Genomic DNA, 26,061 nt, shown 5'->3' with positions numbered 1-26,061 from the left:
TGTTGCTGGCGCAGCAGAACCGATAGGGATGGGGCGAGCACCCCATCGGCACAGGCCATACCAGCCTGAGCTCACCGTAATGAGTCGGTTCACCGGGTTAACAGGGGATGCTGGGCCGCAGGTTTTGCCTGCAACCCGCACAGGGGGGATGTCAGCCGGATGGCTGAGCGGCGGGGTCGATCGTTGCCAGCGCCCGCATTTCCAGCTGCTGCTCGCCGGGGCGGCAGACCAGCACCGAGCCTTGCTCGAACCAGTCCCCCAGCACGATACGCCGCGCGGGGTGGCCATCGAGGATGAAGTCGTGGATGGCGGGTCTGTGGGTGTGGCCGTGGATCATCATCCGGCAGTCGTGGGCGCGCAGGGTGTCGTCCACCGCCGCGGGCGTTACATCCATGATGATCTGGCTCTTGTGGGCATTTTCCATCTGGCTTTGGCCGCGCATCTTGCTGGCGATGGCCTGACGGCGGGCAAGCGGCAGTCGCAAAAAGAGCCAGCGCAGCCATTTGAGCTGGGTGATACGACGAAACTTCTGATACCCCAGATCCAGGGTGCAGAGCAGATCGCCGTGGCTCAGCACCACCCGCTCCCCATAGAGGTCGATCACGCAGGGGTCCCCCAGCAGGGTCATCCCCGCGCGCTTGGCAAACTGCTGGCCCAGCAGAAAGTCACGGTTGCCGTGGATAAAGTAGATGGGCACGTTCTGCTGGCTCAGGGCCAAAAAGGCATCGGCCATCTGTTGATGGAGCGGATTGGGGTCATCATCGCCAATCCAGAATTCGAAGAGATCCCCCAGCACATAGAGGGCATCGGCGCCGGGGGCGTCGTGCTCGAGAAAGCGCACCAGTGCCGCGGTCATATCGGGCCGCTGGGCAGAGAGGTGAATGTCACTGATAAAGAGGGTGCTCATGATGTGGGGATCGGGCTCTCGGTCGAAACAGGGCAAACAGGGGTGGCAGAGATAGTAGACACAACAGGGGACGGATCGTGTGCTGCGGGCGCCATCGCGCTAGTTGAGGTATGGATATCGTCACGGGATGGCGGCTGCCATGACAGCTCGGCCAGATTGCATCCCTCCAGCGTCAGCAGCGCTTCATAAGGAGCGCCCTCCAGCCCCAGCAACCGGCACATGGCCGCCTCCCCTTTTAGCCCCTCTTCAAGGCGCAGACGTAGCACGTCACGGTAGAAGGCATCACCAAAACGCTCTAGCAGGGCCGCCATCAAGGTGAGGTGGCGCCAGCCGTTCTGCATCTCGATGGGAGCTGGGGTGACATAGAGCTCCAGTAGCCAGCAGGCATCGCTCTTGTAGCAATCGCTATCGATACTCTTCTGCTCGAGGCAGGAAAAGGTGCGCTCCAGCAGCCAGACATTGTCGCCTTTGTCGCTCGCCTGCCAGCCTTGCTCTGCAAAAGTAGCGGCAAACTCTGCGGGATCTGGATGCTGGCAGAGGATATCGAGATCGCTGCCGGGCCGATCGAGGCCGATGGCGAGCGTGCTCACCAGTGCCATATCGGCGCACTGCGCGGCCAGCTCATCCCACACACCGGCGGTGAGCAGGGCATGGGCCGAGCGCTGGCGCGGGTTGCCGTGGGCCAGATAGTCGAGGCGGCGCCAGTTTGGGCTGGCAGTGGAGGAGGCAGATGGAAAAACTGCGGCCGGGGCCGCAGTTTTGTCAGTGCCGAGTCGGCAGAGATCAGTCAGCAAGGGTCACCTTGGTGATCACCACGTCTTCTACCGGCACGTCCTGGTGGATGCGGCCGTAGTTACCGGTCTTGACGCCCTTGATCTTGTTGACCACGTCCATACCGGCAGTCACTTCACCGAATACGCAGTAGCCGAAACCCTGGGTGGTAGCGGATTTGAAGTCGAGGAAGTCGTTGTTGTTCACGTTGATGAAGAACTGGGCGCTGGCAGAGTGCGGCTCCATGGTGCGGGCCATGGCGATGGTGCCGATCTTGTTGGAGAGACCGTTGGCCGCTTCGTTCTTGATGGGAGCGCGAGTGTCTTTCTCTTCAAAGCCCGGGGCATAGCCGCCGCCCTGGATCATGAAGCCGTCGATGACGCGGTGGAAAATGGTGTTGTCGTAGTGACCGTCACGGCAGTATTGCAGGAAGTTGGCCACGGTTTCCGGGGCTTTTTCAGCGTTCAGGGTGAGGGTGATGTCGCCGTGATTGGTGTGCAGAGTGACCATGATATGTCCTTTCATTTGATGCGGACGACGAAGTGCCCGCAGGTGTATGGCATAAAGTGGTGGCAATTCTAGCCCATCAGGGGCTGGCGGCATAGTCTCTCTGGCGCCGTAACCGTGCTGGCAGGCGGGATTGGCCACGTTTTCTGCCTCGTTTTCTGCCCCTGAACGGGGTATTATGACCAACCATTTTACTCACAGGCAGTGGTTAGAAGATGCTGAAGATATACAACACACTCACTCGTCAAAAAGAAGAATTCAAACCTATCCACCCGGGCAAGGTGGGCATGTATGTGTGTGGTGTCACCATCTACGATCACTGTCATATCGGCCACGGCCGCACCTTCGTCGCCTTTGATGTGGTCGCTCGCTACCTGCGTTACGCCGGTTATGACCTCACCTACGTGCGCAACATCACCGACGTGGATGACAAGATCATCAAGCGTGCCGCTGAAACCCGCGTCACCTGCGACGAGCTGACCGAGCGTCTGATTGGCGACATGCACGCCGACTTCGACGCCCTCGGCATGGTGCGCCCGGATATCGAACCGCGTGCCACCCAGCACATCGAAGAGATCATCGAGCTGGTGCAATCCCTGCTGGATAAAGAGCACGCCTATGTGGCCGATAACGGCGACGTGATGTTTATCGTCGAATCCTACGCCGACTACGGCAAGCTCTCCGGTCAGGATCTGGAGCAACTGCAAGCCGGTGCCCGCGTTGACGTGGTCGATGCCAAGCGCAACCCGCTCGACTTCGTGCTGTGGAAGATGTCCAAACCGGGCGAGCCGACCTGGGAAAGCCCCTGGGGTCCGGGCCGTCCTGGCTGGCACATCGAGTGCTCCGCCATGAACTCCAAGCACCTTGGCAACCACTTCGACATCCACGGCGGCGGCTCCGATCTGCAGTTCCCGCACCACGAGAACGAGATCGCCCAGTCCTGCTGCGCCCACGGTGGCGACTACGTCAACACCTGGATGCACAGCGGCATGGTGATGGTGGATAAAGAGAAGATGTCCAAATCCCTTGGCAACTTCTTCACCATCCGCGATGTGCTGGCCCACTACGACGCCGAAACCGTCCGTTACTTCCTGATGTCTGGCCACTACCGCAGCCAGCTCAACTACTCGGAAGATAACCTCAAGCAAGCCCGCGCCGCGCTGGAGCGCATGTACACCGCCCTGCGGGATCTGCCGGTAGCCGCTGCTGCCGGTGGTGACGAGCAGGTGGCTCGCTTCGTTGATGCGATGGACGACGACTTCAACACCCCGGAAGCCTACTCCGCCCTGTTCGATCTGGTGCGCGAGATCAACCGCCAGAAGGGCGAGGACATGGCCGTTGCCGCCGCGCTGGGCGCCCGTCTGCGCGAGCTGGGCGCCGTGCTCGGCATCCTGCAGCAAGACCCTGAGGCTTTCTTGAAGGGTGATGAAGCGGACGAAGAGGTTGCCGAGATCGAGCGCCTGATCGCCGAGCGCAATCAGGCCCGTGCCGACAAGAACTGGGCTGCGGCGGATGCCGCCCGCAACCGTCTCACCGAGATGGGCATAGTGCTGGAAGACAGCGCCGGCAAGACCAGCTGGCGCCGTGCCTAAGGGCCGCCGGTTGACGACCTGACGCAGAGCGCAGCCCTTGGGCTGCGCTCTTTTTTTCAGGGCCCTGCGCGTTGTTCAAGGCTCGGCCCATGCAATCGAACATAAGGAAGATGGCACCATGAAGATATCCAGCTGGCCCGTGCTGGCACTGGCCCTCTCTGCGGCGGCCCTGATCGCCCCGGCCCATGCGGGCACCACCACCAGCGGCAAACTCGATCCAGCCGCCAGTGCCCGCGCCAAGGCCAAGGTGGCCCAGTTTCTCGACTGGGAGCGCGCAGTCAAACCGAGTGGCCTCTATCAGAGCGAGCTTGGCGGCGCGCTGCCCACTATCGTCTCCCCCGAGCTGCTCTGCCTGCTCAATGCCGCCTCCAGGGCGCGCGAAATCGCCACCCGCGAGGCCCCCGACGAGAAGCCCCCCTTTGTCGAGGGCAACCCCTTCCTGCCCAACGCCTGGGATAACCTGCTGGGCTCGGAGATCCTCTCGTCGCGCGCCATCGCCGGCAGCCGGGATCGCAGCGAGGTCAAGGTGCGCTTCACCTTTGGCGAGCCGGGCACCCCGCTCGACGTCCCCAGCGGCACCTACCGTTTTGTCAGCACCTATCTGGTACTGGACGGGCCGCAGGGCGCCCGCATCACCGATATCGACGCCGGCGGCAGCTGCGACTTCTGCCAATCCGGCAGCCTGCGCGCCGCCCTCTATGAGACGCTCACCGCTTATCCCGCCGCAGGGGGAGAGCAGTGCAAGGGGTTGGGGAAATAGTTTTTTAGTTGGGATAGAAGTGTGTTTGGGGAATAGAAATAAAAACCGCAGCTCAAGGCTGCGGCTTTTTCTAGATTGTAATTATTATTTAGTCTTTGAAACAGTTAGTTATGGAAAGAGTGCGAGTAGACCAATCATTTCTACGATAGATTGATTCAGTTCAGATTGTGTATATATATTCCCCCGCATCGTGGTATTTTCTGGATGATGTATGTGATTTCTTATAAAAGTTTGCAACGTAGTTTGTTCGGGTTGCAGAGGAACGCCTTGTCGTTCCTGAGTCCATTGTTTATTTCGTTGGATGCCATTCTGAGAAAGCCATTGCTCAAATGAGCGAATTGTATTTGAAGAGCTTAACTCTTGTAAATGGCCATAAAGTTCATTATGCAGTTCGACAGTTGGTAGATTATATGCTCTATAGCTTATTTCTCCCCATGATGGGCTCCATGGAAACATTGGAGATGTGTCTGCTCGTGAGACTGAACTTATATTGTTTGTCTTTTTGAAAATAAAGAGCCCAGCATTTCTTAATTTTGGTGAAGAGAGCATGAATGGAGAATGAGTAGTAATAAAAACTTGTCGCTCTTTAGATATCACCATCAGTGCTTCTAATAATTTTGTTTGACCTGATGGATGTAAGCAGATCTCTGGCTCATCAATAAATAAAAAGAATGGTTTTGAAATAGGAGTATTAGATGCAGTAGCGGTTATATGAGCATAGACTTGGAGCAGAGCTAATGCGACAGCCCGTTGCATACCATGTCCTTTTTCTCCCATAGGTACAGATACCCCATCATCAATAAGTATCCCTGCGGTTTTAAAAAAGCTATCGATCTGAGGTTCATCAAAAGTAAATGAGATGTTTGCATGACCAAATTGGGAAGAGAAAACATCTTGTACACTGTTTTCAATTTGAGCCAGTCGTGTTCTTAGTTGTGATGCTGGGTTATTAAATATGTTGTTGTAAACTTCGGTGAACTCTTGGTACTCTGCTGTGGATATATGTCCAGAGGCTATTTCCTTCAATAAAGCACCACAAATTGTAGATGCTCCAAACTTAGATTCGTCACTCGGGTTTGTATCTGCCCAGATGAAGTTGTTATCATATAGTTTTTTAAATGGTGCATCTATTCCAGCTGTGTTGCTATGAGTGCCATTAGTTTCATTCCAAAATAAGATCCTTTTTAAATCCCCCTCATTATTAATGTCTGCACTTCGTTTTACTTTAAACTTTTCTTGATCATTTTCATCATATACACTGGATAAAAAAGTCCCTACCTTATTGCCTTGAATATGATTATTGATAACGTTTCTGATATTCCCTGTATAGGTTACTTCTACGGATAGCACTGAAGCTGTATTAGTAGGTATAGATTTGTTTAGTAAGTCAGTTATGTCTTTTTTTGTACCATCTTTTATAAAATCAAAAATTTCAAAGACGGTTGACTTACCAGAGTTATTTTCACCTACAAAGATATTCAACCCACTTCCTTCTGTAACTCCATCAGGGATTTTTAGTTGAAGAATATTATTGTCACCATGGAACCCCTTGAAATTCTCAATTTTAACTGACTCAATAAACATTTATGTATCCTCGAGATTATTTATCCGATTGAGATTTATTAAAGGTGGTTAAGGTTTAGCTAGAAAGTTGTTTTATATTTGGCATCCACTTTGTACCAATCACATTCAGCCGCTTGGCTTGAAGAGCATTTGAATTTTTTACCTTTGCAAAAAATAGGATTGCTTCCATCGTAATCCCAATTTTCACCTTTATAGCTACACAGGAAGCAATTTCTTATTTTCACCCCGCGGCTAGCAGCTAATCTAACTTGTTCAATAAATAGTGTGCCATTGTTTTCGCTAGAGTTGAATAATTCGTCACTTGTTGTTCTAAGTTGCGACTTGATATTTAAAGTACGGTCATAAATGATATTTGAATAAATTAAAGAGTCATGGTGCTGATTCATGTAGTAATAATGCGCGGATAATGTTCTGTATAGCAAAATAGATTTTCCTGATGAAAATACAAAAAATCCATAGAAATTTTTTTTGAGCATGAACATTCATTTTCCGCAATTGCTGTTGTTGATTGATTGAATCCAATAAACATAGCATCTGTTGGGGTTAAATGTGCTTTTGAGATTTTAGAAACATCAGCTTCAAATTCTAATGGTATTTCAATGATTTTGTTTCCTGAAAACTCTTTTTCATCACTCATGAAATGAGTGACTGCTATTTCTATATAAATCTTATCTGATGGATTTTTTATACTAACCAGCATTAAATCTGGAATGAAATTGCCATCTTTTTTCTCCAACACAACTTTATGAAAGTAGTCTGTGAGATCGAAGGTTTTCTTTGTCTCACCCAAGTCACAGCCGGTCAATATCAATGGTCGAAACTTTCGGCATACTTTGGCAGAGGTCAACGTTATATTAAATGGTTCATTGCTTTCAAGGCAATGTAAATAAGTTTGATAAAATGTTTGCTTACCTAAATTATGTAGATAGCTTTCCCCACTGCATTCAATTTGTACTTTATGTGCGAAGTGAGGTTTTTTCAATTGGCCGTTTACTTTTGCTGTCAATTCATTACCACAGCCAAGACAATGGTAAGTATCATCTACAGGTTTGTTTGCAATATCATCTGCAGAGATAACTTCATGTTTTGAATTAAATGCGAATTTATACTTTGACATAAAATATCACTTCAAACTTTTTATATGAAAACCGTAGGTTCGATTAGCGAAGCGTAATCGGACATTCGAGAAATAAGGTGTCATCACGGTGAAATACTCACTATCGGACCTTCGATATACAACCGTTTCCCGATAGGGATATCTGCCGCTTGCAGCTGTACGCGCCATGATTTTTTCACCTATGCAACCATGTCGATGATTCTTGTTGCATAGGTGCGACAATCTGATCTCGCCATGGGGTGGGCGATGGGCTGGCAGCGAGACAACAACCCGCCCGATCTTTACCCCGAATAGGCTGAGGAGTTACCGCGGTGCAATGCGCTGCGCTTATTGGACCTACGCCTGTTAACTTGCCTCGGGGCGGCGGGTTGGGGGTTGCCCCCTGTTGTTCGCCGAGGTGAGCCCGTTTGTCCCATACCGTAGGGTGCAATGAACGAAGTGAATTGCACCTCTATTCGACGCGGGTTTGCTTGCGGCAACAGGCTTGGCGGATTGCGCCATGGGCTTCACCTGTAAGGGGAGCGGTTACCGCGGACGATTACGCTTCGCTAATCGACCCTACCGACCCTGCTGGCGAAGTCATGCCAACGGGGTTGGCGACCCCTCACCCTAACCCTCTCCCGCAGGGGGAGAGGGGACGGTTGCCTTGGCGCAGGGGCGGGAGACCGGCTGGTCTCCGTGAAAGACGCTACCGCCCCTGACTGTCGCTGCCACATTGCGCCGTTGACCTTGGTTTGGGAAAAGGGGCCAACAGGCGCCGCCAAATATCTTACGGATTCATTGAGCGCTTAACTATGGCGGCCATCACGCAACTATCAGAAACCAGAGGTTTTTTTGCGCTGGCACAAGCTTTTGTTAATTACTGATTGATTAATTGCAGGATGAACCTTGTGCGGTTGGTCGCCTTGGGTAATCCGTCGCTATCACCTTGATTCAAAACGGCGATCACAGACTTTTTGCGCCGTATGTCTAGACTGGGTTGGCCGCGGTCGCTGACCGCCGCCTCTGGATCAGCAGACAGGGTATAACTGAGCTGGCTCACCCCTATGTGTCACTGATGGAGGAGTCGGCCATGTCCGCTACCCGTATCTGGATTAAAAACCCCCTTGCCACCTTTACCCCCGAAACGGTCGATGGCCGCGGCGGGCTGGTGATTGAAAACGGTCTGATAAGCGAGGTGCTGGCGGCAGGCCAACAGCCTGCCCGACCGTGCGAACAGCTGTTCGATGCTCGCGACCATGTGGTGCTGCCGGGCCTTATCAATACCCACCACCACTTCTACCAGACCCTGACCCGCGCCTGGGGGCCGGTGGTCAATCAGCCGCTCTTCCCTTGGCTCAAGACTCTCTATCCGGTCTGGGCCAGATTGACGCCGGATGCGCTGGCGCTGGCGAGCAAGGTGGCGATGGCGGAGCTGCTGCTCTCGGGTTGCACCACGGCGGCCGATCACCACTACCTCTTCCCGCGCGGGATGGAGGAGTCCATCGATATTCAGGTGGCGGCGGTGCGTGAGCTGGGGATGCGCGCCATGCTGACCCGTGGCTCCATGAGCCTTGGCGAAGATGAGGGGGGCTTGCCGCCGCGCCACACGGTGCAGGGGCAGCAGCAGATCCTCGATGACAGTCTGCGGCTGGTGCGCCAGTATCACGAGCGCGGCGCCGGGGCGCAGATCCAGATTGCGCTGGCCCCTTGCTCCCCCTTCTCGGTGACCGAGGAGATCATGGTGGAAAGCGCCAGACTCGCGGCCGAGCTCGATGTGCGGCTGCACACCCATCTGGCGGAGACGCTGGATGAGGAGGCGTTCTGCCTTGCACGCTTTGGCCTGCGCACCGTCGATTATCTCGAAAAGGTGGGCTGGCTTGGCGATCGCACCTGGCTGGCCCACGGCATCCACTTCAATCCGGACGAGATTGCGCGGCTGGGGGCGGCGGGCACCGGGGTGTGCCACTGTCCGGTCTCCAATATGCGGCTCGCCTCCGGCATCTGCCCGACCCTGGATCTGGAGGCGGCTGGTGCGCCGGTGGGGCTCGGGGTGGATGGCTCGGCCTCCAACGATGCCTCGAACCTGATGCAGGAGGCCCGTCAGGCGCTCTATCTGCAGCGGCTGCGCTACGGCACCGAGCGCATCACTCCGCGCAAGGTGCTGGAGTGGGCGACCGTAGGCTCGGCCCGGCTGCTCGGGCGCGGCGATCTCGGTGAGCTGCTGCCCGGCATGCAGGCAGATCTGGCGCTGTTCAAGCTCGACGACCAGCGCTTTAGCGGCAGTCACGACCCCATCGCGGCCCTGATCTTGTGCGGCGCCGAGCGGGCCGATCGGGTGATGGTGGGTGGCAAGTGGCGGGTGGTGGACGGTGCCATCGAGGGGCTGGATATCGAGCAGCTTATTGCCCGTCACAAGGTGGCCGCCGCCGCGCTGGTGCATGGCTAGCCGACTCTGGTGCCACTCTGCCAATAGCCGCAAAGCTGTTCTCACTGGTGAGCCGCGGACCACCTTGCTCTGCTTTCGGGCAAGACTTGGGCCGATAGCATCGGCCCGCAGCCTGCGGCTTCCTCTCTCTTGGCCCTTGCCTCTTTCAAGGAAACCTCTGGATAGACAACTGGTACCAGCCCCTCTCCTTTCTACCGGGGCAGAACCTGAGGCGCCTGTACTTCCCCCGATAGGGAGGGCCTATTTCATCAGGCAGCCTCTGCTGCTGACCAGCGCCCCTTACTTGTGACCCCATGGAGTCGGATAGCGAAATGGAGGGATCTCCCGTTTCAATTGGGAGTAGATGACAAGTGCAGGGAGGATAATCCACCACCTCACAGCCAGGCATAGCAAGCATATGAGGGGCTTTTTTCCCCCTGCCGGAACATGCTTCCCCTAATCTCGGAGGAATATCACAAGGCCTGATTAGTCGACGAGAGACAACAAAAAACCCGCAAAGCCTTTGGCTATGCGGGTTTTGATATTTTTTAAGACTGTAATATGGTGCCCGAGGCCGGAATCGAACCGGCACGACGCGAACGTCGAGGGATTTTAAATCCCTTGTGTCTACCGATTTCACCACTCGGGCACCGCAATCGGTATCAAGCTCGCGTGGCGGGCTTGTCAATATGGAGGCACGTTCCGGAGTCGAACCGGACTAAACGGATTTGCAATCCGCTGCATAACCGCTTTGCTAACGCGCCATGCAAAAGAGAGTTGGCTCTCTATTGTCTGAATTTGGAGCGGGAAACGAGACTCGAACTCGCGACCCCGACCTTGGCAAGGTCGTGCTCTACCAACTGAGCTATTCCCGCATTGGTCTGGCTGACTGCCTGACTACGAGGACGCATTCTAGCGATGTTCCTCGCCCAGTCAACCAGAAATATTTAATTACCTGATCGTTCGGGCATTTTTTGCCCTTTTTGAACAGTTTTAGCGCCTTTGGCCGTTTCCTGCCTCAAATCAGCGGAAACCTCACCTTGCGGCGCCAGTGACTCACAGGTTGGCGTGGTGGGTCAAATCGCCCCAGGCCGCCTTCATGTACTGGAACATCGACCAGAAGGTGAGCACTGTAGCGACATAGAGCATCACATAGGCGAGCCATACCATCCAGACGTTATATTGCCAAATCAGACCGGTGAGTGACACCATCTGGATCATGGTCTTCCACTTGCCAATCCAGCTGACCGCAACCGAGGAGCGTTTGCCGAGCTCGGCCATCCATTCGCGCAGGGCGGAGATGATGATCTCGCGGCCAATCATGGTCATGGCGGGGATGGTCACCCAAATGGTGTTGTAGTGTTCGACGATGACCACCAGTGCGGCAGCGACCATGATCTTGTCGGCAACCGGGTCAAGGAAGGCGCCAAAGGCGGTGGACTGATTGAGCTTACGAGCCAGATAGCCATCAAACCAGTCGGTAGCAGCAGCCAGAATAAAGATGATGGCGGCAGCCAGATAGGACCATTGATAAGGCAGATAGAACAGGATGACGAAGACGGGAATGAGCAAAATCCGGAAAAACGTCAACAGGTTAGGTATGTTTGTCATTATTTTCAGCCACTTCTTGTACGTCGCTACATAGTGCGCCAAAGCCGATTTGCGATGCAACCGCACTGGCGCCCGTCTTGGTCTTTTTAATCCATCAATCTTCTCAAAATGCGAGGGCCATTATGGCATTTACGGCCCCCCCGCGTCACGGCTCTTGTGCATCAAGGAGTTAGCGATTGTGCCATGCTGCTAACCCTGCTCAGGCGCTGTGCAAGCCATCGTGGATGGTCTGGGCCAGCTCCTGACTGATGCCGGGTACCTTGGCCAGTTCATCCACGCTCGCCTTTTTGACCTCCTGCAGACCGCCCAGATATTTGAGCAGCGCCTGCCGTCGCTTTGGCCCCACCCCCGGAATATCCTCCAGACTGCTGCTGGTGCGGGCCTTGGCCCGTCTGGCCCGGTGGCCGGTAATGGCAAAACGGTGGGATTCATCGCGAATATGCTGAATAAGGTGCAAAGCGGGCATATCTGCCGGTAAATGCAGCTCTTCGTGGCTCTCCCCCATAATGAGAGTTTCCAACCCCGCCTTGCGGGTGACCCCCTTGGCAATCCCCACCAGCAGCGGATATTTGCCGCCGAGAAACTCCAGCTGACGGGCCAGGATCTCTTCGGCGCGGCGCAGCTGGCCGAGGCCGCCGTCGATAAACAGCACATCAGGCACCTTGTCCGGCTCCTGCTGCTTGCCAAAGCGGCGCTCCAGCGCCTGCTCCATGGCCGCGTAGTCATCACCACCGGTGATGCCGTCGATATTGAAACGACGATATTCCGATGAGAGCGGCCCCTCCCGGTTGAACACCACGCAAGAGGCCACCGTGCGCTCCCCCATGGTGTGGGAGATATCGAAACACTCCATGCGGGCGATAGGGCGCTCCAGCTCCAGCAGCTCTTCCAGCTGGTCGTAGCGGGCGGTGATGGTGCTCTTGTGAGCCAGCCGCGAGCGCAGCGCCGTCTCGGCGTTGATGGAGGCGAGCTTGATAAAGCGGGCCCGTTCGGCGCGGGTACGGCTCACCACCCGCACCTTGTAGCCTGCTGTCTGGCTCAGGGTCTCGGCGATGACGCTCTCGTCCTCCAGCGCCACATCGAGCAACACCTCGCTCGGGATCTGCCGCCCCCCCTGCCCCGACAGATAGAACTGCAGCAGGAAGGATTGCACCACCTCGTCGAGCTGGGTATCGGCCGGCACTTTCGGGAAGTAGCTGCGCGAACCGAGCACCTTGCCCTGACGGATAAATAGCACGTGAATACAGGCAGCACCTTGCTGGAAGGCCACCCCCACCACATCCAGCTCGTCCAGCACGTTGCCGCTCACCGACTGCTGCTCGGTGACCCGGCGTAGCGCCAGGATCTGGTCCCGGTAGCGGGCCGCCTCTTCAAAGCGCAGATCGCCGCTGGCGGACTCCATCTTGCCCACCAATTCGCCAATCACCTGCTGGTTCTTGCCCGCCAGAAACAGCTTGGCCAGCTCAACCTGCTGGGCATATTCGGCCTCGCTCACCAGTCCGGGCACGCAAGGGCCGGCGCAGCGCTTGAGCTGATAGAGCAGGCAGGGACGGGTGCGGTTGGCATAGACCGCATCCTCGCACTGACGCACCGGAAAAATTTTCTGCATCAGGTGCAGGCTCTCACGCACCGCGCCGCCAGAGGGGTACGGGCCGAAGTACTCCCCCTTCACCTTGCGGGCGCCGCGATGGACGCCGATACGCGGATGCTGGTGCGCGGTGATGATGATCCAGGGGTAGGATTTGTCGTCCCGCAGCAGCACGTTATAACGGGGCTGGTACTGCTTGATGAGATTGTGCTCGAGGATCAGCGCCTCGGTCTCGGTGTGGGTGACGGTGACCTGGATATCGGCGATCTGACGCACCAGGGTGCGGGTCTTGATGCTGTCGACGTTGGTGCGAAAGTAGGAGGCGAGCCGCTTTTTCAGATCCTTGGCCTTGCCCACATAGATCACGGTGCCACCGCTGTCATACATGCGGTAGACGCCACTTTGATGGGTGACGGCGCTCAGAAACGCCTTGCTGTCGAAGAGAGGTTCGGGAGAGAGGGTCATCAGCTGCTCGGCTCACACAAAGGCAAAAATTGACGGGCAGAGCATACTGCCCCCGCCGCCTGAAAAGCAAAAGGGCAGAAAAGCAAAAAGGCGGCACTCGCCGCCTTTGTGACCACACGCCACCCGATTAGAGGGTATCGGCATCCAGCATGCCATAGCGAATGGCCAGATGGGTCAGTTCCACGTCACCGTTGATCCCCAGCTTGCTGAACAGCCGATAGCGGTAGCTGTTGACCGTCTTCGGGCTCAGGTTGAGCTGCTCGGAGATATCGGTCACCTTCTGCCCCTTGGTGATCATCATCATGATCTGCAGTTCGCGCTCGGAGAGGGACTTGAAGGGATTCTCGTCAGCGGAGGCAAATTGGCTGAGGGCCATCTGCTGGGCAATCTCCGGGGAGATGTAACGCTGACCGGAGTGCACCAACCGGATCGCCTGGATCATCTCGTCAGGGGCAGCCCCCTTGGTCAGGTAACCGGCGGCGCCGGCCTGCATCACCTTGGTGGGGAACGGATTTTCTGAATGAATGGTCAGCACTATGATGCGTACATCGGGGCGGATCCGCAGAATTTTGCGGGTCGCTTCCAGACCACCAATACCCGGCATGTTCATGTCCATCAGGATCACGTCCGGATGGTGTTGGCGACAGAACGTAACTGCGGTCTCGCCGCTCTGTGCCTCACCCACCACCTTGATCCCGCGCACATCTTCAAGAATGCGTCTTATCCCTGTACGCACCAGCTCATGATCATCGACCAGGAATACATTTATCACCCAAACACCCCGTTTTATCTCGTTTTAGCCGCCCGGTTAGGGTTAACAGGGCGTCTTGCATCATAACCAAACTCGTCGCTTTGGCAAACCATGCACGCCAAAAGTTTGAGAAAACCCATGTTTAGCGTTTAAAATCAAATAATTATATAAATTTTCAAAACAAAAAACGGTGCCTTGCGACACCGTCTTTCATGACTTTAGTGCTGTGGCCATCACTTGGCCAAAAAGGCCCGCACCTTCTCAAGATCGGCCTGGGTATCCACCCCGACCGGCGGCGCTTCAAGGGCCTGGGCGACGTGGATCTTCTCCCCGTACCAGAGCACCCGCAGTTGCTCCAGTGCCTCGACCTGCTCCAGCACGCTCGGTGCCCAGTCTACGTAACGCTGGATAAAGCCGGCGCGATAGGCGTAGATGCCGATATGGCGCTGGTAGTGGTCACCAATCTGCTCATGGCTCTTGGCAAAGCGATCCCGATCCCAGGGAATGCTGGCGCGACTGAAGTAGAGGGCGTAGCCATCCTTGTCAGTCACCACTTTCACTGCGTTCGGGTTGAACGCCTCTTCGGCATCCTTGATCGGCACCGACAAGGTCGCCATCGGCGCCGTGGCAGCGGCCAGATTATCCGCCACCTGACGAATGATGGCGGGCGGAATGAGCGGCTCATCCCCCTGCACATTGACGATGATGGTATCGGCGGCAAAGCCGTAGTGACGGCACACCTCGGCCAGACGCTCGGTGCCGGACTGGTGATCCGGTGAGGTCATGCACACCTCGACGCCGGTGCTCAGCAGTGCCTGCTGCACCCGCTCGTCATCGGTGGCGACGATCACCCGATCGGCACCGGATTGCAGGGCTTTCTCCACCACGTGCTGCACCATGGGCTTGCCATGGATATCAGCCAGCGGCTTGCCCGGCAGACGGGTTGACGCATAGCGGGCCGGAATGACGACGACGAAACTCATGACGGCAGCTCATCGCTATTGAGCGGACGGGCACGGTTCTCCAGCAGCACCGGGATCCCCTCCTCCAGCGGATAGGCCAGCTTGTCAAAACGGCAGACCAGCTCATGGACTGCTTTGTTGTAGTGCAGCTTACCCTTGCAGACCGGGCAGGCGATGATGTCGAGCAACTTGATGTCCAAAGCCAAAACGATACTCCTTCAACGATGTCGCGCTGGCGGCTTCATCACGCCAGCGATGGATGTCGAGCAACCAGATATTCCATGCGGGGCATATTCCCCCCCTGCTCCCCCGCCGAGGCGAGAGAGATTAATCTTGCGCCCTGGTCGCGCCCTTTGCCTTCGCCCCCAGCTTGTGCAGCAGGGCATCGAGCAGGGAGGCGGGCAACTCGGCGCTGACCGGCAGATACCACCAGTTATCGAGGGCAAACGCGCGGCACTTGACCGCATCCTTCTCGGTCATCAGCAGCGGCTTGCAGGCAAAGCGCCCCACCAGCTCATCCCGATCGAAGGGGTGATGATCGCCGTAGGCGGCCTGCTGATCCAGCTGATAGCCGAGCCCTTCCAGGGTGGCAAAGAAGCGGGGTGGATGACCGATCCCCGCCAGCGCATCGACCGGCCCCGACAAGGGGGCGGCAAGCGGTGCATCGTCGCGCACCCGGCGCGGGGTGTCGGCGACCAGTTGCATGGGGTACTCCCCCTTGCCCGGCTCGCCGCCGTTGCAGATGATGGCGTCCACCCGTTTGAGACGAGTGATCGGCTCGCGCAGCGGCCCCATCGGCAGCAGGCAGGCGTTGCCGAAACGGCGGGCACCATCCACCACCACCAGCTCGATGTCGCGGGCCAGCGCATAGTGCTGCAGACCGTCGTCGGTGATGATGATATCCACCTCACCGCTCTTCTCCAGCAGTCGTACCGCGTCGGCCCGTTTCGGGGCAACCACCACCGGACAGCCGCAGCGCCGGGCAATCAGCACCGGCTCATCTCCGGCCTGCGCAGTGGTGCTAGTCTTATCCAGCCGATAGGGGTAATGGGGCGCCTTGCCACCATAACCACGGCTCACCACCCCGGGACGATAGCCACGGGCTTGCAACTGCTCCACCAGCCAGACCACCACCGGCGTCTTGCCGTTGCCCCCCACCGAAATATTGCCCACCACGATCACCGGCAAGGAGGCGCGATACCCTCTGCGCCAGCCGTGACGATAGGCGTAGCGGCGGGCGCCGCTGATGATGGCAAACAGCAGGGCAAAGGGGGCCAGCAACCAGCGCCAGCCACTTTTGCGATACCAGAGCCGTTCCAGCATCAGGCCTTGCTTCCCGCGTTGCCAAACTGAATGGCGCGCAGCTGGGCATAGGTGCCACGCTGCTCCATCAATGCTTCGTGGTTACCGCGCTCGACGATATGACCTTCGTCGATCACCAGGATCTCGTCCGCCTTCTCGATGGTGGAGAGACGGTGGGCGATCACCAGCGAGGTACGCGCCTTGCAAAGCTCGTCGATGGCCGCCTGAATGTGGCGCTCGGACTCGGTATCGAGGGCCGAGGTGGCCTCATCCAGCAGCAGAACCGGCGCATCGCGCAGCAGAGCGCGGGCGATGGCCACACGCTGGCGCTGACCACCGGAGAGGGATGCACCGTTCTCGCCAACCACAGTGTCATATCCGTTGCTCATCTTGCTGACGAACTCGTCGGCATGGGCAATACGAGCAGCCTGCACGATCTGGTCGCGGCTGTATTTGTCTTCTGCCGCGTAGGCGATGTTGTTGGCCACCGAGTCATTGAACAGGTGAACATGCTGGGAGACCAGCGCGTACTGCTTGCGCAGCTCGCTCAACTTGTATTCGCGGATGTTGATGCCGTCCAGCAGGATCTCGCCCTGATCGATGTCGTAGAAGCGGGTCAGCAGGCTGGCAATGGTACTCTTGCCAGAGCCGGAACGGCCCACCAGCGCCACCGACTTACCCGCCTCCACCTTGAAGCTGACGTTGTGCAGCGCCGGGGTGTCCTTGGTCGGGTAGGTGAAGGTGACGTTGCGAAACTCGATCTCGCCGCGAGCACGCTCCAGAGTGCGGGTGCCGGTATCCTGCTCCGGCTCGGTGTCGAGCAGGCCAAACAGGCTGTGGCAGGCAGTGATGGCCCGCTGGAACTGGTTGTTGACGTCGGTCAGGCTTTTCAGCGGCTTGAGCAGCATCATCATGGAGGTGATCATGACGGTAAACGTACCGGCAGTCAGCTCGCTGCGCACACTGTCGATGGTAGCTACATAGAGGAAGGCAGCCAGCGCGATGGAGGCCACCATCTGCACCACAGGGCTGCCGATGGCATCAGCCGCGACCATCTTCATGGTTTGCTGGCGCATGTTGTTGCTGACCTGGAAGAAGCGTTTCTCTTCCACCTTCTGGCCACCAAACATCAGCACCTCTTTGTGCCCTTTGAGCATCTGCTCGGTGGAGGTGGTGATATCCCCCACCGCCTGCTGAATGTGACGGCTGATCTGGCGGAAACGACGGCTGATAAGGCCGATGATGACCCCCACCAGCGGGCCAACCACCAAAAAGATCACCGACAGCTGCCAGGAGTGCCAGAACATCAGGCCGAGCAGGCCGACCACGGTCGCCCCTTCCCGCACCAGGGTCACCAGCGTGGTACTCGCCGCCGAGGAGACCTGACTGGCGTCATAGGTCACCTTGGAGAGCAGATGACCGGTATTCTGACGGTCGAAGAAGCTCATCGGCATCGCCACCATGTGATTGAACACCTGCTGTTGCAGACGCATCACGACGTGGTTGCCAACCCAGGCCATGCAGTAGTTGGAGAGAAAGTTGGCGACACCGCGCAGGGCCACGATGCCGAGGACGAAGAAAGGCATCCATTTCAAAACGGTGCTGTCGTTGCCATTGATGCCCTGATCGATCAGCGGCTTGATGGAGTAGACAAAGGTGGTATCCACGGCGGCATAGCCCAGCATCCCGATGATGCCACCGACCAGGCCCAGCTTGCGATCACGGACATAACCGAGCAGGCGTTTGAATACTGGCCAGCTCTCTTGTGAGGTTTCTTGTTGCATGAATAGCCGTTAGTAATGGAAATGACGGGCTATTCTAGCCAAAGCGCAGGCTTACACCAAGCGCCGCCACCTATATCGCATTCCTCCACGGCAGAAATGGCCGATTATTGCTCAAACCACACTCGCGGTCGCCACCACTCGCCACTGCGCCGGTACCAGGGACCCAGATCTCGCTCGGCAGTGACGCTCAAGCCCGCTGCGGTGGGTTCGACCAGCATCGCCCCTTGCTGACCGGTGATCCACTGGCGGGCATCCCGATAGCGGGCCACCACATCGGGACGGGGAAAGCCCCACTGATTCATAAAACCGGCGCTGTGGATCACATCCTTTGCCGCCACCGCCGCGACAAACGAGGGTGTGGAGGAGGTGCGACTGCCATGATGGGGGCTCACCAGCAAGGTGCTGGCCAACCCCTCCCCCTCCAGCGCCACCAGTCGTTGTTCGGCCTGCCGTTCGATATCGGCGCTCAGCAATATGCTGCGCTCGCCATCGCTGATGCGTACCACGCAGCCATCGTTGTTACGCCCACCGCCTGGGTATTCGGGCCAGAGCACCACAAACGAGAGCCCCTGCCAGCGCCACTGTTGCCCACGCTGGCACAGGGTGGTTCCCTCACTGAAGGGGTAAGAGGAGAACTCGTGACGCACCGGCATGGCGCTGAGCAGTCGCTTGCGATTGCCGGCATGGTCCCGATCCTTGTGGCTGATGATGAGGCGATCGATGACCCAGATCCCCAGATGGCTTAGCTGGGGCAGGATCACCGCGTCCGCCATGTTGTAGCCTCCGGGATAGCGATCACCTGTGTCATAGAGGATGGCACGCTCCCCCTTGCTGATCAGCACTGCCAGCCCTTGCCCCACATCCAGCACCCGCAGTTGCCAGCGGACTGGCGTTGGCCAGAGCGCCAACAACAGCGCACACAGACCCGGTAGCAACAGCCAACGTGCCGGGCGCCACTGCGCGGCGAACCAGAGCAGCAACAGCAGGGTGCAAAGCGGCAGCCACCAGCCGGGCAGTGGCCACCACAGTTGCAGTTGATCGGAAAGCCAGTTCAGGATCGTCAACACCCACCCGAGCCCCAAATCCGCCAGCCAGAACAGGCCGTAGGCAAGCGAGGTGGAGAGCGGCGCCAGCAGCACACCGATCAGGGCCAGCGGGATGATGGCGATACAAAAGAGCGGCACCGCCAACAGGTTGATCACCATGGCAAGGGGCGCTATCCCCTCGAACAACGCCAGTTGCAGCGGCAGCAGACCGAGTAGCAGCCAGAGCTGGATCTGCCAGAGCCCCGGCTTGTCGTGGACATATCCCACCAGCAGCAAGATGGCCACCGCCAGAAACGAGAGCCAGAAGCCGGCCGAATAGAGGGCGAAGGGATCCCAGAGGGTCAATACCACAAAGGCCCACAGCCAGATGCGCCAGGCCGGCCACTCTCGCCGGCTCCAGCGCAATACACTCCACACCAGCACCATGATAAGAGCCCGTTCGGTGGCCACCGCAAATCCGGCCAACGCACTGTAGACGGCGGCAAACAGCAGGGAGGTGATGATGGCGCCGCGCAGACCAAACAGCCTGCCCAGCCACCACCCAAGCACCGCCACCAGCGCGATGTGTTGCCCTGAGATGGCGATGATATGGGTCAGGCCGCTGCCGCGAAACAGCTCCCACTGGGCATCCGTGATGCCGCTCTGCTCGCCAAAAGTGAGCGCCGCCAGCAAGGGGGCATGGTCAAGCGGACGCCAACTCTCGGTCGCGGCCCCCAACCAGCGTTCACGCCAACCCGCAGGTGCCTGTTGAATATCTATCACCCGACGCAGATTGCCAGTGGCGGTGATCCCCTTGCCCAGCAGCAGACGCCGCCCATCCAGCCCCGCCTCGTTGGCAAGACCGTGAGCCGGTTTCAACGAGGTCACCAGGGTGATCCGGCTGCCTACCGTCATGGCGGGTAATGCCTGATAGGCATTGACCCGGATCAGGGGCTCAGGTGTCACCGGTTGCTCGTCGAGGGTGCTCACCCGCAGCAGCAGCCGGACAAATTTATCCCCCTCGGGCTCTGCACTTTGCAGCTGTGCGGTTATCATGTGGCTCGTCTGATCGCCCAACCGCTCCAGCCAGGCCAGCCGATAGGCAAGATTGGCCTGCATCCAGAGGATGCCGAGCAGGAGAAACAGCCACCGCCAGGCACGGCAATATGCAAGGGGGATCAGCAGGGACAGCAACAGGCCCCCCCATGCGAGTGAAGGTAACCATGGCCAGAGCAGTGAGGAGCTTGCCCCCAGGGCAAACGACAACAGACGCAGATCCATGGAGCAAGTATTTAGCAAGGTTTCAATATGCCCAAACGACTCATTAAACGCTGGATGCCCGATCAGCAAACCCTGAAAGAACACAAGCACCTGCGGCTGTTCGGCAAACTGCTGCTCGATGCCAACCTCTGGCACCTCAACCGCCGCTCGGCCGCCGGGGCCTTTGCGGTGGGCCTCTTCATGGCCTGGGTGCCGCTCCCCTGCCAGATGCTGCTGGCCGCCGGAGGCGCCATCCTGTGCCGGGTCAATCTGCCGCTCTCGGTGGCGCTGGTCTGGCTCTCCAACCCCTTTACCATGCCGCCCCTGCTCTATGGCGCCTATCTGGTGGGTTGCCAGCTGCTGGGACATTCAGCGCAGCAGATAGAGATTGAATTCACCTGGGAGTGGCTGGTCTCGGTACTGGGCACAGTGGCACCGCCGCTGTTGCTGGGCTCGCTGATCCTGGCCCTGCTCAGTTCTCTTATCGGTTACACCCTGATCCGCACCTTCTGGCGGATCAGCACGGTGCGCCAGTGGCAAAAACGCAAGATGGCCCGCCCATGCTGAGTCGCTGGTTTGCCCGCTTCAAGCTCGATCCCGATACCCTGCGCCAGCAGAAGTGGTTTGCCCTGTTTGGTGAACGACTGCTTGCCCCAGCACTCTGGCAAGGGGGAACCCGCGCCCTGAGCGGCGCGGTAGCAGCCGGGATCTTCGCCTGCTGGTTCCCCATCCCGATGCACTCGCTTATCGCAGTCGGTCTGGCGCTGGCATTCAGCCTCAACCTGCCGCTGGCGCTGCTGGCAGTCTGGTTCAACAATCCGCTGACCCTGCCATTCATGTATCTCTACGCCTATCGCACCGGCTGTCTGGTGCTGCACCAGACGCCGGAGCCCTTCCACCTTACCTGGACCCTCCATTGGCTGGAGCAGGAAGCGGCGACCCTGGTGCCCCCCTTCCTGCTCGGCAGCCTGCTGCTGGCGGTGCTCACCGCCCTGAGCGGCGGCGCCCTGACCGCGCTGCTGCTGCAACTGCGCAAACTGTGGCAAGGTGCCCGCCACCACTGAGCCGCCCTTAGCCTTGTTTGGCGATCAGCCGTTGACGATCAAAAAAGCCCGTCACCAAGGTGACGGGCTTTTTTATGGCATAGTGCTGCATAGTGCCAGAGCATCAGGCGATGCGATTACAGCACCTTGGCGATCGCCTCGCACAGGGGATCGATATTGGCGCGGGTAATACCGGCTACGCTGATCCGGCCGGAGCCGACGATATAGATGGCAAATTCGCTCTTGAGGCGTTCAACCTGATCCTTGGAGAGACCGGAGAAGGAGAACATGCCGTTCTGCTCGCGGATAAAGCTGAAATCCTGGCTCACGCCGAGGGCAGCCAGCTTCTCTACCAGCAGCTCGCGCATCTCGCGAATACGCACCCGCATGGCGGCCACTTCTTCGACCCACTCGGCATAGAGAGCCGGATCGCTCACCACGGCTGTGACCACAGCGGCGCCGTGTGACGGCGGGTTGGAGTAGTTGGCACGGATCACGGTCTTGACCTGAGTGAAGGCCACATCGGCGATCTCTTTGGTTGCGCTGACCAGCGTGAAGGCACCGACCCGCTCGTTGTAGAGGCCGAAGTTCTTGGAGAAAGAGCTCGCCACCAGCAGCTCGTCATGGCATTCGGCGAAGATACGCAGGCCTTCGGCATCCTCTTCGATACCACGGGCAAAACCCTGATAGGCGAAGTCAAACAGCGGCAACCAGCCGGCGGCAGCACTTTGTTTGGCCAGCGCGCGCCACTGTTCTGCAGTGGGATCGATACCGGTCGGGTTGTGGCAGCAACCGTGCAGCAGCACCAGCTCACCCGGCTGCACTTCGGCCAGCGAAGCCTGCATGGCGGCAAAGTCGAGCCCCTTGGTGGCGGCGTCGTAGTACTTGTACCACTTGACGGTCAGGCCCGCGGCCTGGAATACGCTGACGTGGTTGGCCCAAGTGGGATCGGAGATCCAGATGGTCTTGGCCAGACCATTGCGCACCACAAATTCGGCCGCGATACGCAGGGCACCGGTACCGCCCGGCGCTTGGGCGGTCTTGGCACGACCGCTGGCAACCAGCGCAGAATGCTGCCCGAACAGCAGTTGCTGCACGATACGGCCATATTCGATATTGCCTTCAATACCGAGGTAGTTCTTGGTCTTCTCGTCGGTCAGCAGCTTCTGCTCGGCTTTCTTGACGCAGTGAAGAATGGGGGTGGCACCGGACTCGTCCTTGTAGATCCCTACGCCCAGATTGATCTTGTGGCTGCGAGAGTCAGCACGGAAGGCTTCGGTCAGGCCCAGGATCGGATCCGCTGGGGCGGCAACAACCTTTTCAAACATGGTATTCCCTGTATTCCGTTGAGTTCGTTGGGTGGCAAAGCGGCTTGATAAACAAAAGCGCTCATCTGGCGAGCGCTTCGTCAACTCTTTATATCACCGCGTTCAATGGGGGAAAACCGCTTTTTGGCTCGCTTTCGGGCCAATTTCAACCAACGGCATGCCACGCTGGTGCCAGCGCGCACACCTCGGCCGACAAGCCACCATTGGACTCAACCAAACCGCTACAAACTGCTAACAATGACTTGGGAATCCGGCTCGGCTCCCAGTGCCGAGCCTCAGTCAAAGGCTGGGCATATGCGCTGAGGATGGGGGCCAGATCACGAGGCAGCCACCAGCTGGCCGGACGACCCAAGCGCTGGGCCAGTGCCTGCAGCCGATCCACCCCGGCAGGGTCGAGGGCGGTGAGATGACTCCACAGCACATTGGGGGGCAAGGCGGCCACCACCTGCTGCAAGGCAAGGGGAGCCGATGGGGGTGCCCACACCAGCAAGGTGCCGGGTTCAAGAGGCAGCTCGGCAAAGGCGCCGACGCTGTCTGTGGTGATCACCCGCTCGATGCTCCCCTCCCCCCACAGGATCTTGCCAAGACCCGCCAGGGTGCGCTCGGGCAGCGCCACCTCCCCCAGCGCCTGCAACCAGGGGGCTGCGTCGATCAGGGTGCCGCCGCTGAAAAAGAGGCTGAACGGCTGGGCGGCGCGCAAGCGCAACAGCTGATCGGCACAGAGCCGGATCCCCTTGTCCTCGAAATCGATCTGCTCGTTGGGGGTGAAGTTCACTTCGCTCTTGCGATAGAGCGCCGCCAGCACCCGTTCGTTGACCTGCTCCCCCAATTGCCAGCCCTGAGCATGCAACCACTCCTCGGGCTCGGGGGGAGCGGTGGCGATCTCGGCCAGCATCAGCTCGCGGGTGAGATAGCGCCGCCCGGCCGGGGTGAGCTCATAGCTGTGGTTGCCGTGGGCAAGCAGCAGCTGGTTATCCTTGAGCAGGCCCACCAGCGGTTGCCACTGACGGCCACGGATCACCACAGGTGAGTGGCTCAGCAACTGCTGCGCCAGCGCCCGCCATTCGGGGTGACTAAAGTCGATCAATTACAATCCATCCCTGTCAGTGCTCAATCGGATAAACAGCCTGAAAAGGTACCGTTACAGGCCGATGACGCCAAGCCTCCCGCGCCAATTACGTGACCTCGCTCCCTGCAATCTGCTCCAAACAGAAGAGCCCACAGTGGGGTGGGCTCTTTCTTGGATAACACTCGACGCTTATTCGACGTTGAGGCGCAGTTCGGCGTCGTGCCAACCCAGTGGCAGGGTCAACAGCTGATCGATCAGCTCACGGCGATCGGATTTCTCCAGATATGCAAGATAGAGCGGACGGCTCAGCGGCTGGCCCCCCTCCACCAGATGGAGCGCCCCCTTCTCGAGGAAGGGGCTGACCATGCGCCGTGGCAGGTAGGCAGCACCACCGTTGGCCAGCACGAACTGCAACGCCATGCTAGCGGAGCTGGAGTGCAGCACCGGGGTCTTTTGCAGGCTCTGCAAGCGGCTGGGTTGCGGCTCGAAGCTGGTGCCCCAGTCGAGGTGGATGTGCGGCATCTGCATCAGGTTGTCGGCATTGGCGGCCGGATCCCGACTCACCAGCTCGAACACCAGCTCACCGATGGGATGCAGGGCAATCTCGTCGATCTTGGTGGGTTCGGAGAGCAGGGCCAGATCGAGGGAGCGCTCCAGCAACTGACGGCAGAGGTGCTCACGGGAAGCCGTTTCCAGCCGTACCGCTAAACCGGGCGCCAGTGCATAGATATGATTGAGCCAGTCGTTGAAATCGAGCTCCCAGAACACCGCGGGCGCGCCGATGGCCAACTGCTGGCTGAATCCTGGCGAGAGCGCAACATCCTGCTTGGCGCGACCAAGGGTGTGCAAGATGGCGTCTGCGTAGGGCAGCAGACGCTCACCGGAGGCGGTCAGGCGGATGTTGTTGCGATGACGGGCAAACAGACTGACACCCAGTTGCTGCTCTAGCTGGCGGATCCGGAAACTCACCGCCGACTGGGTCAGGTAGAGATTTTCAGCAGCCCGGCCAAAATGCCGGGTCTTGCTCACCTCGATAAAGGTCCGAAGCAGCTCGGTATCCATTAATCGATGGACTCGTCACTGCCACCGCCGCTGCCACCACCGACATCAAAGCTGCCGCCACCGCTGCTCTCTTCGCTGGCACCACCAACAACGGTGCAGAGGCGATGAACACGCTTGGGACCGATCACCTTGAGGTACTTGAACCACACCTTGGCATGGGGGTTGGCACCGGCTGCGCCGGATTTGACCTGCTCGACGAAGGCGGACTCGACATCGTCACGGGGTGCAAGGTTGCCCTGGTAGAGTGCCAGCATGGCGGTACCATACTTTTCCAGACTGTCCGCTTCGGCCACAGTGAATTCACCACTGCGACGCAGGCCACGGGGAAAATGTTTGAAGTCGTTGAAACGCTTGTCTGATTCGAAGCTCATAGTGCTCTTTTTTCTGGTTAGTTTGACCTTTGCGGGCAAGTATCATCAGGCCATCGCCGAGTGCAAAATCAATTTTCTCACTATGTTAATAAATATCTTTTATCGAAGTCACTTTGCCCCATCGCTGACGCCGATTTTGTGGCATAACACACAAAAAACGTTGATAAATAATAAACTTATGTAAACGTGCAGCCAATTTGCACGTCACTTTTTGGACTGTGCAGGCAAAAATAAAGCGCCATACGGCGCTTTATTTATCACATCAGATGAACCAGCTGAACCTTTGGTTCAAACATGCTTACTCAATCATGGCCGGTTGGGCCAGGTTGTCGGCACGCCACAGACGGTAGCGCACTTCATACTCCTGCGGCACGTAAATCACGAACGGCAGTTTTGAGTTGTAGTTCACGAAGAAGCCCTGACCGTAGATCTGGACGAAGGTCTCTTTCTGCTGGTTATCCGGGCACATCATCAGGGTGCTGATGGGGTCGGAGACTTTGCCCAGCTTCAGGTAGTTGTAGCCCCAACCTTTGACGCTGTGCTGTTCCAGGTTGCCTGCAAAACGCGGTACGTTGCAATCAACCATCATCTTTTTGCCGACCTGCAGCTCGACCATCATGTCGGCTTCTTTCTCGACTTCAGGCAGGCGGATCACCACACGTTCCTGATTCACGTCAGCGGCTGGGAACATGCTGATATCAAATTTTTTCGGCTCGGCGGCGAAGGCATGGCCACCCAGCAACAAGGCGCCCAGCAGGCTAAAACGCAATACGGTTTTCATCTGTACCTCATGGG

The 26,061-nt window shown here is 57.9% G+C and carries 24 protein-coding genes and 3 tRNA genes; 5 read left to right on the top strand and 22 right to left on the bottom strand.

All coding sequences use genetic code 11. The features are described from left to right. Positions 1-151: 151 nt before the first annotated feature. From lpxH to G5179_RS12960, 3 genes are read right to left on the bottom strand one after another with little or no spacing between them, the layout of a single operon-like run. A complete protein-coding gene (lpxH, locus tag G5179_RS12970; protein WP_421258504.1) occupies positions 152-907 on the bottom strand; it encodes a UDP-2,3-diacylglucosamine diphosphatase in 756 nt (251 codons plus the stop codon). Next, positions 904-1,701, bottom strand: coding sequence for a DUF4269 domain-containing protein (locus G5179_RS12965; RefSeq protein WP_421258503.1), 798 nt, complete (start codon positions 1,699-1,701; stop codon positions 904-906). The genes lpxH and G5179_RS12965 overlap by 4 nt, the downstream gene beginning before the upstream one ends. Next, positions 1,691-2,188 carry a peptidylprolyl isomerase gene (locus G5179_RS12960; protein ID WP_005337417.1) on the bottom strand — a complete coding sequence of 166 codons (498 nt, stop codon included), beginning with the start codon at positions 2,186-2,188 and terminating at the stop codon, positions 1,691-1,693. Before G5179_RS12960 ends, G5179_RS12965 begins: the two co-directional genes overlap by 11 nt. Positions 2,189-2,400: 212 nt before the next feature. On the opposite strand from G5179_RS12960, the gene cysS reads away from it, so the two are divergent. Together cysS and G5179_RS12950 are read left to right on the top strand one after the other, a co-directional pair. Then, complete coding sequence (gene cysS / locus G5179_RS12955; RefSeq protein ID WP_216953310.1) at positions 2,401-3,777, top strand: cysteine--tRNA ligase; 1,377 nt, start codon at positions 2,401-2,403, stop codon at positions 3,775-3,777. 118 nt (positions 3,778-3,895) lie between these two features. Further along, a complete protein-coding gene (locus tag G5179_RS12950; RefSeq protein WP_421258502.1) occupies positions 3,896-4,537 on the top strand; it encodes a hypothetical protein in 642 nt (213 codons plus the stop codon). A 108-nt stretch (positions 4,538-4,645) separates the two neighbouring features. Here the strand turns inward: G5179_RS12950 and G5179_RS12945 are convergent, their stop codons facing one another. Genes G5179_RS12945 through G5179_RS12935 form a run of 3 tightly spaced genes read right to left on the bottom strand, consistent with a single transcriptional unit; the run spans position 4,646 to position 7,238 of the window. Beyond that, positions 4,646-6,121 (bottom strand): ATP-dependent nuclease, encoded by a 1,476-nt coding sequence (locus tag G5179_RS12945; RefSeq protein ID WP_421258501.1) that lies wholly within the window; start codon positions 6,119-6,121, stop codon positions 4,646-4,648. 59 nt (positions 6,122-6,180) lie between these two features. Further along, positions 6,181-6,507: a hypothetical protein gene (locus tag G5179_RS12940; RefSeq protein WP_421258500.1), complete on the bottom strand. Its 327-nt coding sequence runs from the start codon at positions 6,505-6,507 to the stop codon at positions 6,181-6,183. Next, positions 6,504-7,238, bottom strand: coding sequence for a competence protein CoiA family protein (locus G5179_RS12935; RefSeq protein ID WP_421258499.1), 735 nt, complete (start codon positions 7,236-7,238; stop codon positions 6,504-6,506). Before G5179_RS12935 ends, G5179_RS12940 begins: the two co-directional genes overlap by 4 nt. A 1,072-nt stretch (positions 7,239-8,310) precedes the next feature. Here G5179_RS12935 and G5179_RS12930 point away from each other — a divergent pair. Beyond that, a complete protein-coding gene (locus G5179_RS12930; protein WP_421258498.1) occupies positions 8,311-9,666 on the top strand; it encodes an 8-oxoguanine deaminase in 1,356 nt (451 codons plus the stop codon). 541 nt (positions 9,667-10,207) lie between these two features. Here G5179_RS12930 and G5179_RS12925 read toward each other — a convergent pair. The 11 genes from G5179_RS12925 to G5179_RS12875 all read right to left on the bottom strand — a co-directional run bounded on the left by G5179_RS12925 (position 10,208) and on the right by G5179_RS12875 (position 20,414). Next, a tRNA-Leu gene (locus G5179_RS12925) sits at positions 10,208-10,294 on the bottom strand. A gap of 41 nt (positions 10,295-10,335) precedes the next feature. After that, positions 10,336-10,409, bottom strand: a tRNA-Cys gene (locus G5179_RS12920). A gap of 35 nt (positions 10,410-10,444) precedes the next feature. Further along, a tRNA-Gly gene (locus G5179_RS12915) sits at positions 10,445-10,520 on the bottom strand. Between the two features lie 181 nt (positions 10,521-10,701). Continuing rightward, positions 10,702-11,256: a CDP-diacylglycerol--glycerol-3-phosphate 3-phosphatidyltransferase gene (gene pgsA / locus G5179_RS12910; protein ID WP_031227442.1), complete on the bottom strand. Its 555-nt coding sequence runs from the start codon at positions 11,254-11,256 to the stop codon at positions 10,702-10,704. 199 nt (positions 11,257-11,455) lie between these two features. After that, a complete protein-coding gene (gene uvrC, locus G5179_RS12905; RefSeq protein ID WP_005359709.1) occupies positions 11,456-13,309 on the bottom strand; it encodes an excinuclease ABC subunit UvrC in 1,854 nt (617 codons plus the stop codon). A 127-nt stretch (positions 13,310-13,436) separates the two neighbouring features. Next, the gene (gene uvrY, locus G5179_RS12900; protein ID WP_005337448.1) at positions 13,437-14,081 is read right to left on the bottom strand and encodes a UvrY/SirA/GacA family response regulator transcription factor; all 645 of its coding nucleotides are present in this window, start codon (positions 14,079-14,081) and stop codon (positions 13,437-13,439) included. A gap of 212 nt (positions 14,082-14,293) precedes the next feature. Continuing rightward, positions 14,294-15,043: a 3-deoxy-manno-octulosonate cytidylyltransferase gene (gene kdsB, locus G5179_RS12895; RefSeq protein WP_201906360.1), complete on the bottom strand. Its 750-nt coding sequence runs from the start codon at positions 15,041-15,043 to the stop codon at positions 14,294-14,296. Next, entirely contained in the window at positions 15,040-15,228 is a 189-nt protein-coding gene (locus G5179_RS12890) for a Trm112 family protein (protein ID WP_005347033.1), read from the bottom strand. Before G5179_RS12890 ends, kdsB begins: the two co-directional genes overlap by 4 nt. A gap of 121 nt (positions 15,229-15,349) precedes the next feature. Beyond that, positions 15,350-16,345, bottom strand: a complete 996-nt coding sequence (gene lpxK, locus G5179_RS12885; protein ID WP_421258497.1) for a tetraacyldisaccharide 4'-kinase — start codon at positions 16,343-16,345, stop codon at positions 15,350-15,352. Further along, positions 16,345-18,108 carry a lipid A ABC transporter ATP-binding protein/permease MsbA gene (msbA, locus tag G5179_RS12880; RefSeq protein WP_075115539.1) on the bottom strand — a complete coding sequence of 588 codons (1,764 nt, stop codon included), beginning with the start codon at positions 18,106-18,108 and terminating at the stop codon, positions 16,345-16,347. Before msbA ends, lpxK begins: the two co-directional genes overlap by 1 nt. 104 nt (positions 18,109-18,212) lie before the next feature. Next, positions 18,213-20,414 carry a DNA internalization-related competence protein ComEC/Rec2 gene (locus G5179_RS12875; protein ID WP_216963409.1) on the bottom strand — a complete coding sequence of 734 codons (2,202 nt, stop codon included), beginning with the start codon at positions 20,412-20,414 and terminating at the stop codon, positions 18,213-18,215. Positions 20,415-20,441: 27 nt separating this feature from the next. Between G5179_RS12875 and G5179_RS12870 the strand changes: the two genes are divergently transcribed. Both G5179_RS12870 and G5179_RS12865 read left to right on the top strand, forming a co-directional pair. After that, a complete protein-coding gene (locus G5179_RS12870) occupies positions 20,442-20,960 on the top strand; it encodes a DUF2062 domain-containing protein (RefSeq protein WP_005350890.1) in 519 nt (172 codons plus the stop codon). Further along, the gene (locus tag G5179_RS12865) at positions 20,954-21,457 is read left to right on the top strand and encodes a DUF2062 domain-containing protein (RefSeq protein WP_335819671.1); all 504 of its coding nucleotides are present in this window, start codon (positions 20,954-20,956) and stop codon (positions 21,455-21,457) included. Before G5179_RS12870 ends, G5179_RS12865 begins: the two co-directional genes overlap by 7 nt. 116 nt (positions 21,458-21,573) lie before the next feature. On the opposite strand, the gene G5179_RS12860 is transcribed toward G5179_RS12865, so the two are convergent. From G5179_RS12860 to eco, 5 genes are all read right to left on the bottom strand, one after another. Continuing rightward, entirely contained in the window at positions 21,574-22,764 is a 1,191-nt protein-coding gene (locus G5179_RS12860) for an amino acid aminotransferase (protein ID WP_182937729.1), read from the bottom strand. 145 nt (positions 22,765-22,909) lie between these two features. Continuing rightward, on the bottom strand, positions 22,910-23,851 hold the full coding sequence (locus G5179_RS12855) for a hypothetical protein (RefSeq protein ID WP_421258496.1): 942 nt from the start codon (positions 23,849-23,851) through the stop codon (positions 22,910-22,912). 171 nt (positions 23,852-24,022) lie between these two features. Continuing rightward, entirely contained in the window at positions 24,023-24,895 is an 873-nt protein-coding gene (gene hdfR / locus G5179_RS12850; protein WP_005337525.1) for an HTH-type transcriptional regulator HdfR, read from the bottom strand. Further along, complete coding sequence (gene maoP / locus G5179_RS12845; protein ID WP_005337527.1) at positions 24,895-25,266, bottom strand: DUF413 domain-containing protein; 372 nt, start codon at positions 25,264-25,266, stop codon at positions 24,895-24,897. Before maoP ends, hdfR begins: the two co-directional genes overlap by 1 nt. 298 nt (positions 25,267-25,564) lie before the next feature. Then, the gene (eco, locus tag G5179_RS12840; protein ID WP_005337529.1) at positions 25,565-26,047 is read right to left on the bottom strand and encodes a serine protease inhibitor ecotin; all 483 of its coding nucleotides are present in this window, start codon (positions 26,045-26,047) and stop codon (positions 25,565-25,567) included. Positions 26,048-26,061: the final 14 nt, after the last annotated feature.

This window comes from Aeromonas sp. 600886, assembly GCF_049174935.1.
In the GTDB taxonomy this organism is placed as follows: domain Bacteria; phylum Pseudomonadota; class Gammaproteobacteria; order Enterobacterales; family Aeromonadaceae; genus Aeromonas; species Aeromonas veronii_A.
The sequence above is the reverse complement of the archived record's forward strand: the minus strand, read 5'-3'. Positions and strand labels throughout refer to the sequence as shown.

What these genes read in the sequence shown, in the direction of transcription:
- lpxH (WP_421258504.1), bottom strand. Translation starts at nt 907, where the DNA reads ATGAGCACCCTCTTTATCAGTGACATTCACCTCTCTGCCCAGCGGCCC.
- G5179_RS12960 (WP_005337417.1), bottom strand. Translation starts at nt 2,188, where the DNA reads ATGGTCACTCTGCACACCAATCACGGCGACATCACCCTCACCCTGAAC.
- cysS (WP_216953310.1), top strand. Translation starts at nt 2,401, where the DNA reads ATGCTGAAGATATACAACACACTCACTCGTCAAAAAGAAGAATTCAAA.
- G5179_RS12950 (WP_421258502.1), top strand. Translation starts at nt 3,896, where the DNA reads ATGAAGATATCCAGCTGGCCCGTGCTGGCACTGGCCCTCTCTGCGGCG.
- G5179_RS12945 (WP_421258501.1), bottom strand. Translation starts at nt 6,121, where the DNA reads ATGTTTATTGAGTCAGTTAAAATTGAGAATTTCAAGGGGTTCCATGGT.
- G5179_RS12940 (WP_421258500.1), bottom strand. Translation starts at nt 6,507, where the DNA reads ATGAATCAGCACCATGACTCTTTAATTTATTCAAATATCATTTATGAC.
- G5179_RS12935 (WP_421258499.1), bottom strand. Translation starts at nt 7,238, where the DNA reads ATGTCAAAGTATAAATTCGCATTTAATTCAAAACATGAAGTTATCTCT.
- G5179_RS12930 (WP_421258498.1), top strand. Translation starts at nt 8,311, where the DNA reads ATGTCCGCTACCCGTATCTGGATTAAAAACCCCCTTGCCACCTTTACC.
- pgsA (WP_031227442.1), bottom strand. Translation starts at nt 11,256, where the DNA reads ATGACAAACATACCTAACCTGTTGACGTTTTTCCGGATTTTGCTCATT.
- uvrC (WP_005359709.1), bottom strand. Translation starts at nt 13,309, where the DNA reads ATGACCCTCTCTCCCGAACCTCTCTTCGACAGCAAGGCGTTTCTGAGC.
- kdsB (WP_201906360.1), bottom strand. Translation starts at nt 15,043, where the DNA reads ATGAGTTTCGTCGTCGTCATTCCGGCCCGCTATGCGTCAACCCGTCTG.
- lpxK (WP_421258497.1), bottom strand. Translation starts at nt 16,345, where the DNA reads ATGCTGGAACGGCTCTGGTATCGCAAAAGTGGCTGGCGCTGGTTGCTG.
- msbA (WP_075115539.1), bottom strand. Translation starts at nt 18,108, where the DNA reads ATGCAACAAGAAACCTCACAAGAGAGCTGGCCAGTATTCAAACGCCTG.
- G5179_RS12875 (WP_216963409.1), bottom strand. Translation starts at nt 20,414, where the DNA reads ATGGATCTGCGTCTGTTGTCGTTTGCCCTGGGGGCAAGCTCCTCACTG.
- G5179_RS12870 (WP_005350890.1), top strand. Translation starts at nt 20,442, where the DNA reads ATGCCCAAACGACTCATTAAACGCTGGATGCCCGATCAGCAAACCCTG.
- G5179_RS12865 (WP_335819671.1), top strand. Translation starts at nt 20,954, where the DNA reads ATGCTGAGTCGCTGGTTTGCCCGCTTCAAGCTCGATCCCGATACCCTG.
- G5179_RS12860 (WP_182937729.1), bottom strand. Translation starts at nt 22,764, where the DNA reads ATGTTTGAAAAGGTTGTTGCCGCCCCAGCGGATCCGATCCTGGGCCTG.
- hdfR (WP_005337525.1), bottom strand. Translation starts at nt 24,895, where the DNA reads ATGGATACCGAGCTGCTTCGGACCTTTATCGAGGTGAGCAAGACCCGG.
- maoP (WP_005337527.1), bottom strand. Translation starts at nt 25,266, where the DNA reads ATGAGCTTCGAATCAGACAAGCGTTTCAACGACTTCAAACATTTTCCC.
- eco (WP_005337529.1), bottom strand. Translation starts at nt 26,047, where the DNA reads ATGAAAACCGTATTGCGTTTTAGCCTGCTGGGCGCCTTGTTGCTGGGT.